At 62.3% G+C, this 14,514-nt stretch carries 13 protein-coding genes; 9 read left to right on the plus strand and 4 right to left on the minus strand.

From position 1 onward, the window contains the following. Positions 1–204: 204 nt before the first annotated feature. The 9 genes from VG320_RS25635 to VG320_RS25675 all read left to right on the plus strand — a co-directional run bounded on the left by VG320_RS25635 (position 205) and on the right by VG320_RS25675 (position 11,297). Positions 205–2,790 (plus strand): type VI secretion system Vgr family protein, encoded by a 2,586-nt coding sequence (locus VG320_RS25635; RefSeq protein ID WP_327202870.1) that lies wholly within the window; start codon positions 205–207, stop codon positions 2,788–2,790. A gap of 188 nt (positions 2,791–2,978) precedes the next feature. Further along, positions 2,979–4,163, plus strand: a complete 1,185-nt coding sequence (locus tag VG320_RS25640) for a hypothetical protein (RefSeq protein ID WP_327202871.1) — start codon at positions 2,979–2,981, stop codon at positions 4,161–4,163. 1 nt (position 4,164) lies between these two features. Then, positions 4,165–4,839, plus strand: a complete 675-nt coding sequence (locus VG320_RS25645; RefSeq protein ID WP_327202872.1) for a hypothetical protein — start codon at positions 4,165–4,167, stop codon at positions 4,837–4,839. A 202-nt stretch (positions 4,840–5,041) separates the two neighbouring features. Next, complete coding sequence (locus VG320_RS25650) at positions 5,042–5,896, plus strand: ABC transporter ATP-binding protein (protein WP_327202873.1); 855 nt, start codon at positions 5,042–5,044, stop codon at positions 5,894–5,896. Then, complete coding sequence (locus tag VG320_RS25655; RefSeq protein ID WP_327202874.1) at positions 5,893–6,711, plus strand: ABC transporter permease; 819 nt, start codon at positions 5,893–5,895, stop codon at positions 6,709–6,711. Before VG320_RS25650 ends, VG320_RS25655 begins: the two co-directional genes overlap by 4 nt. Then, on the plus strand, positions 6,708–7,676 hold the full coding sequence (locus VG320_RS25660; RefSeq protein WP_327202875.1) for an ABC transporter substrate-binding protein: 969 nt from the start codon (positions 6,708–6,710) through the stop codon (positions 7,674–7,676). Before VG320_RS25655 ends, VG320_RS25660 begins: the two co-directional genes overlap by 4 nt. An 80-nt stretch (positions 7,677–7,756) precedes the next feature. Continuing rightward, positions 7,757–9,082 (plus strand): amidase, encoded by a 1,326-nt coding sequence (locus VG320_RS25665; protein WP_327202876.1) that lies wholly within the window; start codon positions 7,757–7,759, stop codon positions 9,080–9,082. 34 nt (positions 9,083–9,116) lie between these two features. Beyond that, entirely contained in the window at positions 9,117–9,782 is a 666-nt protein-coding gene (locus VG320_RS25670) for a GntR family transcriptional regulator (protein WP_327202877.1), read from the plus strand. 24 nt (positions 9,783–9,806) lie between these two features. Continuing rightward, complete coding sequence (locus tag VG320_RS25675) at positions 9,807–11,297, plus strand: amidase (protein WP_327202878.1); 1,491 nt, start codon at positions 9,807–9,809, stop codon at positions 11,295–11,297. Here VG320_RS25675 and VG320_RS25680 read toward each other — a convergent pair. The 4 genes from VG320_RS25680 to VG320_RS25695 form a co-directional block, all read right to left on the minus strand. Then, positions 11,291–11,737: a copper chaperone PCu(A)C gene (locus VG320_RS25680; protein WP_327202879.1), complete on the minus strand. Its 447-nt coding sequence runs from the start codon at positions 11,735–11,737 to the stop codon at positions 11,291–11,293. The two genes, VG320_RS25675 and VG320_RS25680, sit on opposite strands and share 7 nt — an antisense overlap. A gap of 117 nt (positions 11,738–11,854) precedes the next feature. Continuing rightward, positions 11,855–12,289, minus strand: a complete 435-nt coding sequence (locus tag VG320_RS25685; protein WP_327202880.1) for a DUF2946 domain-containing protein — start codon at positions 12,287–12,289, stop codon at positions 11,855–11,857. Positions 12,290–12,360: 71 nt separating this feature from the next. After that, positions 12,361–13,725 carry an ATP-binding protein gene (locus VG320_RS25690; protein ID WP_327202881.1) on the minus strand — a complete coding sequence of 455 codons (1,365 nt, stop codon included), beginning with the start codon at positions 13,723–13,725 and terminating at the stop codon, positions 12,361–12,363. A 10-nt stretch (positions 13,726–13,735) separates the two neighbouring features. Continuing rightward, positions 13,736–14,482 (minus strand): response regulator transcription factor, encoded by a 747-nt coding sequence (locus VG320_RS25695; protein WP_327202882.1) that lies wholly within the window; start codon positions 14,480–14,482, stop codon positions 13,736–13,738. Positions 14,483–14,514 lie beyond the last annotated feature (32 nt).

A 14,514-nucleotide genomic window follows, 5' to 3' on the forward strand; every position in this document is an offset into this window, starting at 1 on the left:
CGGTGTCGCTGCCGCCGCCTGGCCGTGAGCGGGCGTCCCGCAAATTCGGACTTTTCGGATACAAATTTATCTCACACAGGCTCATTCTAGCTAATGCGGGCGGCGCCATTGCCGCTGCGCACGACTGGAGTGAACGATGCGAGACGCGAACGCCTTCATTGGCGCTGTCGCCCCGGGCGGCGCAGCCCTGTTCGAAGCCGTGTTATGACCGGGACGCACTGGCAAATGCTGGGCATGCGCGGGCCCGCGCTGCCCGAACGGCAGACGCTCGTCTCGCACGGGCGCGAGCACGCTGAAACCGTGCTCGCGCCGCGCCGCATCGCTGGCCGTGAAGGCATCGGACAACTCTTCGAATATCGTGTCGAGGCCAGCGCGCGCGCACGCATCGCGCCGGGAAACTTCGACGAAGACGAGCGTGAGGCGATCCATCTCGACCGGATCGCCGGCACACCAATATGGCTGACGATCGACCTCGAGCGTCTGGACGATGTGGCCGGCGTACCGAGCGTGCGCGGTCGCAGAGGCGTGACGACAACCCGAAGCGGCGCGGGCACACGGCATATCAATGGGATCGTCGCGTCGGCGCGCGTGGTGAGCGCCGACGCGCACGGCACCGTCTATGAATTCGCGGTGCGGCCATCTTTCTGGCTCGCCTCCTTAAAGCAGGACTCGCGTTTCTTTACCGGCGCGATTGTCGATATCCTGCACGACGTTATCAGCCCTTATGGGCAGCTTGAATGGCGCGTCCAATCGTCAAATAATCCCCAACGCGACTATATCCGCCAGGCGTGGGAAACGGACTGGCATTTCTTTTTGCGGCTTTGCGAAGAATGGGGCTTCGTGGTCTGGTTTGAGCATCGCGACCGCGACCACATCCTTGTTATCGCCGATAACGCGAGTGCCTGGCATAAGCATGAGCGTGCCTATGAGACGCTTCGCTATCACCCAGGCGGCGGTCATATCGATGAAGAGCATATTCGCGAACTGACGCTCTGCAGTTCGGTCACGCCTGGCATCGTCACGGTGCAGGACCATAGTTATATCCAGCCGCATTTGAACCGGCATTCGACGCCGTTCCGCGCGCAATACGAACAGCCGCGCAACACCGCAAACGCCGATCAGGAAGTCTATGCACGGGCCGATTTCGCGTTGCCGAAAACGCGTCGCGACGCGCCCTGCGATGAAAGCGACTGGCGCGATAACGCACGCGAATTCGCACGCGTGAAACTGGTGGCATTGCGCGCGAGCGGACTCCACGCACGGGCGCGCGGCGCACTGCGTGGCATCGAAGCCGGCAAGACGCTGACGCTTACGCACCATCCGCATCAACAGGCGAATGGCGACTACCTGGTGACGGGCTGCGAGATGGACGTACGGGCAACGGGTAGCACGTCCAGTTCGGTGCCCGAATACGACATTGCGGCGACATTCGACCTGCATCCGCTGGGCGAGCCGTTTTGTATGCCCCAGGTCACGCCGCGTCCTGTCATCAGCGGAACCGAATATGCGGTGATTGTCGGTCCGCAAAATGCCGAAATGTTCGTCGACGAATATAACCGTGCGCTGGTGCAATTCGATTGGGATCGCCAGAGCGAATATGACGGTCAGTCGGCCATCTGGGTGAGGCTGGCCACGTCGTGGCAGGGCAATGGCATGGGCACGGTCATGCACGCGCGGTGCGGGCAGCAGGTGCTGGTGAGCTATGTGCACGGCGATCCCGACCGGCCAGTGATTGCCGCGTTTGTGGTGGACGAAAACAACCCTACGCCGTGGAAGATGCCTGCGAATCAGGCGCTAAGCGGCATGGTGAGCAAAAGTCTGGGCCTGGGCACGCAAACCAATCATCTGGCGCTGGACGATACACAGGACCGGATGCAGGTGCAACTGGCCAGCGATCACGGCAAATCGAGCCTGAGCATGGGCCATATCACGCGCATCGACGGGAATGCGGGGCGGCAGGATGCGCGTGGCGAAGGCTTCGAATTGCGTACCGACAAACACGGCGTGATTCGTGCGGCGCTTGGCTTGTTGCTGACGACATGGAGCCGGCACGGTGCGGCGGGCAAGGTCAAGGACATGGGCGACACCGTCAGCCAGATGACGGCCGCGCGCGATCTGCACGAAACCCTGGCGGCGCAGGCGCAACGTCATGGCGCGCAACACGCGTCAGGCGAACAGGACGAAGTGGCGAACGAGATCAAGGACGCCAATGCGCGGTTGAAAGGTCAGCCGGCCCAGGGCAGCGACGACTTTCCCGAATTCGAGCGGCCCGATATGGCGCTATCGAGTGCGGCTAATCTGCATGCATCGGCGGCGGGGAGTGCACACATTGCGAGCGAACGACATATCGCGTTGACTGCAGGGGGGCATGCGTCTATCGCAGCCGGAAAATCGCTGTTCGCGTCGGTGCGCGAAAAGATCGCATTCTTTGCGCAAAAGGCAGTGACGATTGTTACGCCGGGCGCGGTGCATATCGAATCGCAGCGCGACAGCCTCAATTTGATTGCTCAGCGTACCGTCAACATGGTGAGCACAAAAGACGAAGTTCGGTTGACAGCACAACGAATCGTCCTGAGCGGAGGGGGTTCCGAGCTTGTGATTGACGCTTCTGGAATCGTGGGGCGCACCCTTGGAGCGTTTCTTGTCCACGCGAGCAATCACGCGACAGACGCGCCTGCTAGCGTGCCAGTTAAGGCTCCCATGCAGGATATCGTCGATGCATGCCGATCTTTATGTCCTTCCGGAAAGCGGCGCAGGGATGGTGATGGCGCATCAGTCCTATCGTATTAGATTGCATGATGGCCAGGTCATAGAAGGCACTTCAAATGCGCGCGGGGAAACGTCTCTGGTGATGAGCATGCACGTGCAAATCGCGGAGGTTGAGTTTCTGCGTGCGGATGGCTCGCTTATGTCGCTTGTTCGACCGATGCTTGCAAGAACGACTGATTCCAGACTTGTTTCCCGGGGAGCGAGGCCGAATGAGTGACAAGCCTGAACAGGACGAAGAAGAAACGCACAAGTTCGGTCCTTACCTACTGCGGAAAGCGAAACCCGGACTGGCGTCTTCAGGTATCGAGCCTACGTACGCGATTTGCACGCCGGATCGATGGGGGATGCGTTATTCGGATCGTGATCCCATGCGGCCAGGCCAACTCATGTATCCGTTGGCGCGTGACTATGCGAAGGCAATGCAGGACGTGTTGCTCAATCAGGTTCAATGGGGGAATGCGTATTTTGGGCCAAAGGGTGCGTCGCCGGCTCTGCGGTTGACGTGGCCTGTTAGCAGGATGGATCTCAAGGGATTGTTTGATCTCCTGCAACCGGTGATGTCTGTGTCCCTTACGAGTTCACTCGGTGGCTTTGGCCTTCCTGTCGGGGCGATCCCGAAAATTATCGCGTATGCGCCGAAAAATCCTTCCGAGCAAGGCTGTTTTGAGCCAAACGCATGGCAAATGAGTTTGAATTTCGATGCTTTGCGTGAGGTCTTTTCGATTGACGCTGTGGCGAGCGATATGGCGGGTAGAAAGCAGCAGACGCACTGGATCAGGGAGCTGGCTGACACGATATATCACGAATCAAGGCACTGCCAGCAGTTTTTCTGGATATACGCCTTGATTATGCAGCATCCTGACAATTTCGAATCACTTCAATATATTGCAAAGTGGCCCGAGATGAATTGCGTCTCGGAAGGTAATCAAAATAATTTTTCCAGGTCGATAATCGCATTAGCCAGGCAGGCCAGTCTACCTGGCGACATGGCAGCGCTCATCAGTATCAAAAGGATGGCCGTGGGAATGTATTTCTCCACGTTGTGGTTATGGAAAAAGGTGGGCTACAGGCCTGAATACATGCAGGATGACACCACGTTTGATATCGAGTATCGGAACGCTCGTGCCATGGCGCTTGATCTGCTGCAGCACGTTGGACTTGGGGGAACCGCAATTGACGTTGACGCGATGGTTGAAGAACCGTGGAATTGTCGCTGCGATTACACGCAACGTCCGTGGGAAAACGATGCGTTCTCGTGCGGCGACATGGCAACAGCCTATTGGCAGGAGGGTATGGGATTTCTTCTCAAAACGTATCCGGCTGATCAGTGCAGTTACGCTTATGAGTTTGACTATGCTCATGACCGGCGCAAGGGCGCAAGCGGTGGGAACTAACATGCCGGATAGACAAATGACGGCGGAGCAAGATGCCATGCTCTTCAGCTTGACCAGGCTTGGGCTTGAATGGGTGAAAGGCGACATTCCATTTGAAGATGTCAAAAGAAGGATAGGAGATCCCCAGCATCAATTCGATCAATCTGGGACGCTGGAGCTTACATTTTTCGTTGAAGATGTGATGGAGGTGACGTTTGAATTTCGTAGGCCCGACGAAGGGGCGAGCGGTGAGTCAATTCCGTCTGGATTCAGCATCGACGTTTACGGTGATGTGCAAACCAATTTGCCTTACGAGACATTCGACCAACTTGGACTTCATCGCCTGGTCTATGGCGAAAAAATAGATGGTGTTCGAAGCGAGTCGCGTGGTTTCATGTTCCCGGTCGCTATGGGTGACCCGATGCGCCATACGCCGCTCAATACCATTTCCTTTGCCTACCGGCAGCTTCTTCCGGACGACTCGCCTTATGACATCTATGCCGGATTTACCTACCTGGCTGAACTGGTTCGCGAGAAGGGCCCATGGGATCTGAGCATTATCCGCAGGGCGGTGAATCTGCGTCGCCTTGCCATCGGGCGTGTCTATCTGAGTCCAGAGGAATTGGACGCTCGCGATAAAGCCCTCCGTGACCGCGCAGCCGAATCAAAAAACCAAAGCCGGGTGCCAACGCCATAGTTCTCTCGCTGCGCACCAAAACCCACCCCAAAACGCCCCTCTGGTGCGCTCCGCACTCGCTATAAACAAGATCGCACCATCATCGAGCAGGTAATTCCCTTATTGCGCGGGAATTATTTTTTCACTTGCGCCGTGGTTTTTTGACTGTGCATTATGCGTTGTGCACAGCGCAAATGTACGCCACGTACCGATGAGGATGCCCATGAGTGTCTCTGCCATTGCGACCCCTCTCGCGGGGGGAAGCGCATCGACGCATGCGTCGGGAACGGACCGCCTGAAGGTCCAGCAACTCAGTCATGCATTTCGGACTGCAGATGGTATCGAAGTGCCCATCTTCGAGCGTCTCGACTTCAGCGTGCGCAGCGGCGAGATCGTGTCGATCGTTGGCCGCAGCGGCGCGGGCAAGAGCACGCTTTTCAATCTGATCTCCGGGCTCATCAAACCGCAGTCGGGCCACATCAGCGCAGGCGCGCGCGCCGACGGCAGTGCCGGGCGCATTGCCTACATGCTGCAAAAGGACTTGCTGATGCCGTGGCGCACGGTGCTGCAAAACGCCGTGCTGGGCATCGAGTTATATCGCAAGGTCAAACCCGCTGATTACGAACGCGCACGTCAGATGCTCGCGCGCTATGGCCTCGCCGCGGTGGCCGACGCGTACCCGCATTCCCTCTCCGGCGGCATGCGCCAGCGCGTAGCGCTCACGCGCACGCTGCTGGTCGATCCCACGCTGGTGCTGCTGGACGAGCCGTTTTCCGCGCTCGATTACGAAACGCGTCTCGCGCTGGAGGACGATGTCATGGCGCTGCGCGAGCAGAACGGCACGAGCGTCGTGCTCGTCACGCACGATATCGAAGAGGCCATTGCCATGAGCGACCGCGTGATTCTGCTGGGCGGCCGTCCCGCGCGTATCGAGGACGATATCGACGTGCGTCTTACCACTCACGGTCCGCGCACGGCGGTTTCCGCGCGCGAAGCGCCCGAGTTTCGCACTTTCCATTCGCGCGTCTGGAACGGACTGCGCAGCCATACCATCCAGCACGCGGGGGCCCCAGCATGAGCGACGTTGCGATTTCCTCTCCAGCGCCGCAGCGTCGGCGCGCCAGGCCGCGCCGCGCGTCGAATCTGGGCACCACGGGCGCTGTCGCGTTGATCGTCATTGCGTTGATCGCGCTCTGGCAGATGGCGGTGTCGGCGGGCTGGATCAATGGCAAGCTGCTCGGCTCTCCAGCCGGCATCTGGCTGGCGGCGCAGCAGGGGTTTAACGGCGGCACGCTGGTGCCCGATACGCTGGTGACGCTCTATGAAACCGTCGTCGGCCTGGTGGTGGGCAGCGGGCTTGGCATCGGTCTGGGTCTGCTGCTCTGGTTCGTGCCGCGTGTGTCGGGTGTGGCTGAAGGGTTGTCAGTGATCCTGAATAGTATTCCGAAGATCGCGCTTGGGCCGCTTATCGTCATCTGGTTCGGCTCGGACATGACGTCCAAGGTCTGGCTGGCGGGTATCTCCACTTTCGCGGTGGCGATGATTTCCTCGTGTGCTGCGGCACGCGAAGTCGACAAGGATCTGCTCAACCTGTTTCGCTCCTTCAACGCCAGGCCGTGGATGATCTTCACGAAGCTGATCGTGCCAGGCGCGCTGCCGTGGGTGTTCTCGACGCTGCGTGTGAACATTGGTTTTGCGCTGATCGGCGCGGTGGTGGGCGAATACATCGCTTCGCAGGCTGGTCTGGGTCACGAGGTTTTCGTTGCGGGGTCGCTGTTCGATCTGAATACGGTGTGGCTCGGCATTATCGTGCTCACGCTGATGGCGACGCTGTTGGGCTGGATCGTTCAATTCACGGAAGCAAAGGTCATTTCATGGAAGGCAACACGATGAAACGAGTAAGCGCGATTGCACTGGCGGCAGCCGTGACGGGGTTGAGCGTTCAAGTCTGTGCGCAGGCGGCGGAGCCCGTGACGGTGTATCAGGCCTTTCAGTCGATTCAGTATCTGCCGCTCTATGTGGCGATCGACAAGGGCATCTTCGCGAAGAACGGTCTGGACGTGAAGAAGGTGACGGCCGGCAGCGGTGCGGCGGGCGTGGCGGCGGTGATCGGCGGTCATGCGGATTTCTCGCTGCAGGACCCGATGACCGCGGTGCTCGCGAATCTCAAGGGCGCCAACGTGATGGCCGTGGCGAATGTCGTGGCGGGCGTGCCGGTGTGGGTGATCGCGCCGCCCGATGCCGGTGTGCATCAGCCCGGCGATATGTCGAGCAAGAGCGTGGCGACTGCATTGCCGCCTTCGACCAGCACCTATCTGCTGCAGCGTCTCATCAAGGATCAGAAGATCGAGAAGGTATCGCTCAACACCGTACAGCTTGGCACCGAGCTTGCGCCTGTGAGCGCGGGCCGCAGCCAGGCGGCGGCCGTCTACGAGCCGCAGGCGGATACCGGCATCGCGCAGGGTTACAAGGTCGTTTATGGTTTTCCGAAGGCTTATCCAGGCGGCTATGCGTTCTCGACCATCGACACGCTGGCCTCGACCATCAAGGACAAGCCGAAGATGGTGGCGGCTTTCGTGAAATCGATTGGCGAAGCGGAGGCGCTCATCCACCAGTCGCCGGACACGGCCAAGGCGGTCGCGAAGTCCGAGTTTCCTTCGCTCGATCCGAAGATCGTCGATGCCGCCGTGGGGCGTCTGATCGAGCAGAACATCTATGCGCCGACGCCCGAGATTTCGGAGCAGGCGTTTCGCAATGCGCTCGATCTGCAGGAGTCGATCGGTAATATCAAGCCGGGCAGCGTGACGTACACGAGCGCCGTCGACAATTCGTTTGCCACGTCCGCAGCAAAGCAATAAGCATTGCGTAGCAATGATCGCGTGGGCGTGGCATGCGTATTTCGCGCATCTCGCGCTCACGCTTCGAACGGAAGGGAATAATGAACGAAGCCACACCGTCGTTCGTGACGACGTTGATTGCGCAGCGCGGCAACGTGGCCGCATGCCGCGCGCGCATCGACGAAGCCGTAGCGCGTGCCGAAGCACTAGAGCCGACGCTGCACGCTTTCACCTGGCGTCCAGACTCTTATGTCGAGCCTGACGCCTGCGCGCCGCTCGCGGGCCTGCCCGTCGGCGTGAAAGACCTGATCGATACCGCCGATATGCCGACGTCATACGGCTCGCCGATCTGGCGCGGCCATCGTCCGCAGGCCGACGCACCGGTCGTCGCGCAGTTACGCGAACTTGGCGCGCTCGTGTTCGGCAAGACCGTGACGACGGAATTTGCATGGCGTCAGCCAGGGCCGACTGTCAATCCCTGGCGCGAAGGCCATACGCCGGGTGGGTCGTCGAGCGGGTCGGCTGCGGCCGTGGGCGCGGGTATCCTTCCGCTCGCGCTTGGGACGCAAACGGTCGGCTCCGTGATCCGCCCCGCCGCGTATTGCGGCGCGGTGGGTTACAAGCCCAGCTACGACACGATTTCGCGCGAGGGCGTGCATGCGCTCGCGGCGTCGCTCGACCACATTGGCTTCTTTGCGCGCGAGGTGGAGGTTGCGGCGCTAGCGCATGCGCTGTTCGTAGCTAAACGCAGCGACGCAATCGATAGTGTCGAAACCTGGCGCAAGTGGTTCGCGCCGTTGGCCTCGCCGCCGCGCCTGGGCGTCGTGCGTACGCCCTTCGACGAGCGCTTGCAGGACGAACAGAAAGCGAATTTTGAGGCATCGCTGGCGCATCTACGTGCGGCGGGCGCGATCGTGACGGAGATCGCCTTCGACGCGGATCTCGCGCAGATCGTCGATGCTTTGCAGGTGATCTTGCGCGTGGAAGCGGGGCGCGCGGTCGGTCCCGAGGCACGCGATCATCGCGATCTGCTCAGCGCGCACATGCGGGCGTTGATCGACGAAGGCGCGCAGATTCCGCAAGCGCGCTACGAGGCGGCACTGTCGTTGCAGGCGCAACTACGTGAGCGTTCGCATGCCTTGCTGGCAGACTGCGACGCGCTGGTGAGCGTGCCGGCCACGGGCGCTGCGCCCGCAGGTCTTGACGATACCGGGGACCCAACATTCTGCGCGCCGTGGAGCCTGCTGGGCGTACCGGCCGTGACGGTGCCGTCCGGCTGGACCGAAGGCGGCCTGCCGCTGGGCTTCCAGATCGTCGGCGCGTTCGGCGAGGATCTCGGTACGCTGCGTGTGGCTGCGTGGATCGAGCGGGTGATCGGCGCGCGGCGCGAACTTGTGCATGCAGCCAGCACGGAAGTCACCGCATAAAGGCGAACAACACAATATCGATATCGGAGACATTATGGCGAGGCCCTATCGCACCATTCAGGAGTATGTTCTCGGCACGCTGCGCGCGGAGATATTGCAGGGCGTCTATGCAGCGGGCACGCGGCTGCGTCAGGAGGAGGTCGCCAAACGCCTGGGCGTGAGTACGACGCCGGTGCGCGAGGCCTTTCGCGATCTGCGCGCCGAAGGACTCGTCGCGATCGATCCGAACAAGGGCGTCGAAGTGCGCGGCCTGACCGCAGGCGACGTCAGCGAGATCTACGAATTGCGCATGATGCTGGAGCCAATGCTCGCCGAGCGGGCGTGTCTGCATGCCAGCGCCGCGCAGATCGATGCCGCGCAGGCAAGCCATGAGGCCATGAGCGAAGTTGCGCCGGGATCGGGGCAGTGGGCCTTGCTCAATGAAGATTTTCATCAGCATCTGATGCAGTGCGAAGCCGATACGCGTCTGTTTGAAGTGGTGCGCGGGCTGTCGCTGCTCGCGCGCCCCTACGTTTCGCTGTCGCTTTACGTGCAGCCCGATATCATGGCGAGCAACAACGACGAGCATGCACAACTGCTGACGGCCTGGCGCGCGCGCGACACCGCCGCCGTGCACGAACAGACGCGCGTGCATTTACTCAATACGCGCGACGCGATTGTTGCGTGCGTCGATCAATCGGCGCGCGCACTGGCGGCGTGATCGCTGTGATCTCGAAGGGTTTGAATGTCCGCTTCGCTTGCTGATTTATCCGCCGTCGAGGCGCGCCGCCTGATTGGCGAGCGCGAGCTTTCGCCTGTCGAATTGCTGGACGCGTGCCTCGCGCGCATCGCTGAAATCGAGCCGGCAGTTAATGCGCTCGCGGCCACAGCGTTCGAACGCGCGCGTACTGAGGCGCGTCGCGCAGAACAGGTGCTTGTTAATGGTGAAGCGGCTGGTCTGTTGCACGGCCTGCCGATCGGCGTGAAAGATCTCGAAGAGACCGCGGGCCTGCTGACGACGTATGGTTCGCCGCTCTATCGCGACTATGTGCCTGCCAGCGACAACCTCTTCGTCGCCCGTTTGCGCGCGGCGGGTGCCATCGTCGCGGCCAAGACCAACGTGCCGGAAATGGGCGCGGGCGCGAACACGCGCAACGTCGTTTGGGGCGCAACGGGCAATCCATTCGATACTCGCCTGAACGCGGGCGGCTCGTCTGGCGGCTCGGCCGTTGCGCTGGCTACCGGCATGCTGCCGCTGGCCACCGGTTCGGACCTGGGCGGTTCGCTGCGCATTCCGGCTGCATTATGCGGCGTGGTGGGCTTTCGGGCGTCGCCGGGGCTCGTGCCGTCCGGCCAACGCGTGCTGGGCTGGGCGCCCAACTGGGTCAGCGGGCCGATGGGCCGCAGCATCGCCGATGTGCGCCTGCAACTGGCCGCACTCGCGGGCCATGACGCTGCCGATCCGCTGGGCTATCCCGCAGGTATTGACGCTTTCATCCAAGCGCCGCGTATCGATCCGGCCATGCTGCGCATTGGCTATACGGAGGACTTTGGCGCTTGCGCCGTCGACCCCTCGATTCGCGCGGCGTTCAGGGAGAAGATCGCGCACCTGTCGCGTCTCGTGGGGCATTGCGAGCCCGTCGCGCTCGATTTGCGCGGAGCGCATCGCGTCTTCGACGTGGTGCGCGCGCAGGAATTCGTCGCCAGTCTGCGCGAGACTTATGAGCGCGATCCGTCCTTGCTCGGTGCGAATACGCGTGCGAACTACGAGATGGGCAGCGCCTTGACGCTTGCCGACGTCGCGCGCGCCGATACGCAGCGCACGGCTCTTTATCGGCAATTTCAGGCACATTTCGCGCGCTACGACGTGATTGTTGCGCCGGTTTCTCCGGTCTCGCCGTTCCCGTGGACAACGCCTCATTGCGAGGAAGTCGACGGCGAGCGGCTCGAAAACTACTACCGTTGGGTCGCGCTCACCTACATCGTGACCGTGCTGACGAATCCGTCGCTGTCGTTGCCGTGTGGCGTCGATCATGCCGGTATGCCGTTTGGACTGCAGATGATCGGGCCGATGCGAGGCGACGCGCGCCTGCTCGATATCGCGCAGACGCTGGAATCCGCGTTCGCGCGCGATCCAGCGCTGGCGCGGCCCGTGCCGGATCTTCAACGTCTATCTGCGAACGATGCGCTGCGTTCGATCATTACCGATCCACCAGCAGCGCAGCGCGCTTACTGACCCGCGGCGTTTTTCACGGCGCATTGCGCGTCGATCTTTTCACCGTTGCTGAACTTGAACGTGACGGGAATCGTCGAGCCGACGGTCAGTGTCTTCTTCGCTTCCTCGAACATCACGTGGTAGCCGCCCGGCGCGAACGCGAGCGTACCGTTGGCAGGCACCGTTGCCTTATCGACCATGACCATCTTCGACGCGCTGCCGTTGCTTTGCGACTGATGCAGCATGGCCATGCCGAAGGCGTCGCTGCTGACGTCGAGCAGATCGACGGGTTTGGCGCTCGTGTTGGTGAGCTTGAAATAGCCGCCCGACGGCACGCTGCCCGGCATCGAGCGGACCCAGCAGTCGGACACTTGCACGGCGCTCGACGGCGCGGCAAGGACGGGAAGCGCCGCGACGGCGAAGGGCATGGCAAGGGCGAATTGGCGGAAACGGCGATACATGATCGTTCTCCTGATCAAATTGGAATGGGGATGCTAGTCAAGCTGACACGCCGGAAGCGCGCAACGAATCAGCGCAACGAATCAGCGCAATGAAGCGCAGCGTCAGGCGTAGAGGGTTCAGGCGGCGGAAGAAGCAGGCGGCCCGCGTGGCCGGCCCGATGGGAATGAAGCAGCGGGAACGTGCTGCGCAGTGGACAGCGCGTCTGCGCGCGCCACCGCGATCGTGACGAGCGCGGGTGCGGATGCAGGCGGCGCAGGCATCGCGGGCTGATGGGCGAGCAGGGTGCAGTACCCGCAGGCCGCGAGGCGGTCGGTGTGAAGGTGGGATGCGGATGCCGGTTCCTGCGCGCCCGTTACCGAGCAAAGAATGCTGGCGGTGTCCGGTGTGGCCGCCCGCGCGGCGGACACCAACTGGCTGGCGACCGGCACGACCACGACGAGCCACATGGCAAGCAGGGCAAGCCATACGGATAAGCGTCGACGGGCGTGAGCGAACAGAGGCATCCGCGCATCGTAACGCATGAACGGCAAAACGTCAGGAAATGGCGGCATGGAGCACGGCGCACTGGCGAGACGTTTTGCCGCAGCGCCGTGAACACACGATCAAACGCTAATCCACACGCTCACCCGCGCGCCGTCGCGTCTTCGGCAAGCCGGTCATGCGTCGATTCCGGCAGCATGATGCGCGCCGTCAACCCCAGCGGCCGACGGTTAATCAGCGTCAGTTCGCCGCCATGCGCGCGCACGATATCGCGCACGATCGCAAGTCCCAGGCCGACACTGCCGGGCTGCGCGCCGCGCGAGGGATCGAGCCGCACGAACGGTTCGAGCACGTCGCGCAGGCGCGTTTCGGGGATGCCCGGGCCGTCGTCGCTCACGTCGATCAGGATCGTATCCGCGCGCACCGATGCCACCACCACCACCGTCTCGCCAAAACGCAGCGCGTTGTCAATCAGATTCGCAAGCACGCGCTGCATGCCGTCCGGGCGGCAGAAGCAGCGGATCTGGCGCGGCCCTTCGTAGCGGATCGCCGCGCCCGCTTCCTCGTACTCGTCGCAGATCGTGGCGATCAGCGCGCTCAGGTCGAGCCATTCCTTGTTTTCGTCGCCGCTGCCCGTGCTCAAAAACGCCAGCGCCGACGACACCATCGTCTGCATCAGGTCGATGTCCTTGCGCAGCTTGTCGCGCACGGTCTCGCTTTCGTTGGTGTCCAGTTGCAGACGCATGCGCGTGAGCGGCGTGCGCAAATCGTGACTCACGGCAGCAAGCATGCGCGTGCGGTTGTGCAGCGAACGCGTGATGCGCTCCTGCATCAGATTGAACGCGTGTGCGGCGCGGCGGATTTCTAGCGGACCTTCTTCCTCGATGGGCGCAAGCTCGATTTCGCGGCCAAATGCTTCGGCCTTATCGGCAAGTCGGCGCAGCGGGCGGATCACGCGCGACACGGCCCACACCGACATGGCGAGCACGCCCACGCCCATGAACAGGATCGCGCCATAGAAGGGAAAGCGCAGGCGCGGCGGCTCGGGGCCCAGGCGCTGGGTGCGCACTTCCAGCACGGACGGATCGTTCTCGCTCAGGTGCACGAGGATCTGGATCGTGCCGTTTGGATTGCTTGCGTCGCACGAATGGACGCTGACCGTCGCGCCGATGTCGCTCAATTCTTCGCGCAGCGTGCGGTTCAGCTCGTTGTCGTCGAGCGTATTGACGGTGCAGCGCGTGGGCATGCGCGTCATGCCCAGCGCGTAGCCCGGCGATTGCAGGCTGAGCGCTGTGCTCGCGCGCGCATCGGCGGGCGTTTGCGCCAGCACGCGCGCGATGCTCGAGATGCGATAGGTCGGCGTCCAGGGCCACGGTGGTCTGGGCGGCCCGCCCGGATAGAACAGCAGCACGATGAACAGGCCAAACGTGATGCTCGACGCGCACGCGATGATGGCGAGAATCTGCCCGAGCGTAGTGGAGAAGAAGTCGGAGAAGAAGCGTCGCATCGGCGGTGCGTTACTCGAAGAAAACGTCGGGCTGGAAGGCATAGCCGTCCGCGCGCACGGTGCGAATGGTCTCTTCGAGCGGATCTTCGCCGCTGAGCTTGCGGCGCAGGCGGCTCACGAGCAGGTCGATCGAGCGCGTGGCGATGGGGAAGTTCTTGCCGCGTGTGAGCGCAATCAGTTCTTCGCGCGACAGCACCTGGCGGGGCTGGCGGCAAAACACCAGCAACAGGTCGGTTTCCGCGCCCGTGAGCGGTATGCGCAGGCCCGCGGGCGAGCGCACGAAGCGGCGGTACGGATAGAACGTGTGGCCCGCGAAGCCGATTACCAGCTCCGCGCCGGGGTCGCGCGCGGCGTCGGCGGGGGCCGCGGCCTGGCTCGCGGGCGCGCCGCTGGGCGGGCGCCGCAACGCCGAACGGATGCGCGCGAGCAGTTCGCGCAGATCGAAGGGCTTGGACACATAATCGTCGGCGCCCAGTTCAAGGCCGATCACCATGTCGGTTGTTTCGACCAGCGCGGTCAGCATGATGATGCGCGGGCCGCCCGAGGCGCGCAGACGTCGGCATAGTTCGAGCCCGTCCATGCCCGGCAGCATCACGTCGAGCAGCACCAGTTCCACGCTTTCCTGCGCGAGCATGGCGAGCGCCTGCTCGGCGCTGCCGGCCACGCGCGTGCGATACCCCTTGCCGCTGAGAAACTGGGCAAGCGGCGCGCTGATGTCCGGATCGTCTTCGACGATAAGAATGGGGGCGTTGTTCAAGGCAGGTTGATCGTGGCAAATGCGCGTGGCAC

The organism is Paraburkholderia sp. (genome assembly GCF_035948235.1).
Classification (GTDB): domain Bacteria; phylum Pseudomonadota; class Gammaproteobacteria; order Burkholderiales; family Burkholderiaceae; genus Paraburkholderia.

Bases quoted from the DNA above. Each gene is read 5' to 3' on its own strand.
- VG320_RS25660 (WP_327202875.1), top strand. From the start codon at position 6,708: ATGAAACGAGTAAGCGCGATTGCACTGGCGGCAGCCGTGACGGGGTTG.
- VG320_RS25650 (WP_327202873.1), top strand. From the start codon at position 5,042: ATGAGTGTCTCTGCCATTGCGACCCCTCTCGCGGGGGGAAGCGCATCG.
- VG320_RS25645 (WP_327202872.1), top strand. From the start codon at position 4,165: ATGCCGGATAGACAAATGACGGCGGAGCAAGATGCCATGCTCTTCAGC.
- VG320_RS25675 (WP_327202878.1), top strand. From the start codon at position 9,807: ATGTCCGCTTCGCTTGCTGATTTATCCGCCGTCGAGGCGCGCCGCCTG.
- VG320_RS25670 (WP_327202877.1), top strand. From the start codon at position 9,117: ATGGCGAGGCCCTATCGCACCATTCAGGAGTATGTTCTCGGCACGCTG.
- VG320_RS25685 (WP_327202880.1), bottom strand. From the start codon at position 12,289: ATGCCGCCATTTCCTGACGTTTTGCCGTTCATGCGTTACGATGCGCGG.
- VG320_RS25690 (WP_327202881.1), bottom strand. From the start codon at position 13,725: ATGCGACGCTTCTTCTCCGACTTCTTCTCCACTACGCTCGGGCAGATT.
- VG320_RS25680 (WP_327202879.1), bottom strand. From the start codon at position 11,737: ATGTATCGCCGTTTCCGCCAATTCGCCCTTGCCATGCCCTTCGCCGTC.
- VG320_RS25635 (WP_327202870.1), top strand. From the start codon at position 205: ATGACCGGGACGCACTGGCAAATGCTGGGCATGCGCGGGCCCGCGCTG.
- VG320_RS25665 (WP_327202876.1), top strand. From the start codon at position 7,757: ATGAACGAAGCCACACCGTCGTTCGTGACGACGTTGATTGCGCAGCGC.
- VG320_RS25640 (WP_327202871.1), top strand. From the start codon at position 2,979: ATGAGTGACAAGCCTGAACAGGACGAAGAAGAAACGCACAAGTTCGGT.
- VG320_RS25655 (WP_327202874.1), top strand. From the start codon at position 5,893: ATGAGCGACGTTGCGATTTCCTCTCCAGCGCCGCAGCGTCGGCGCGCC.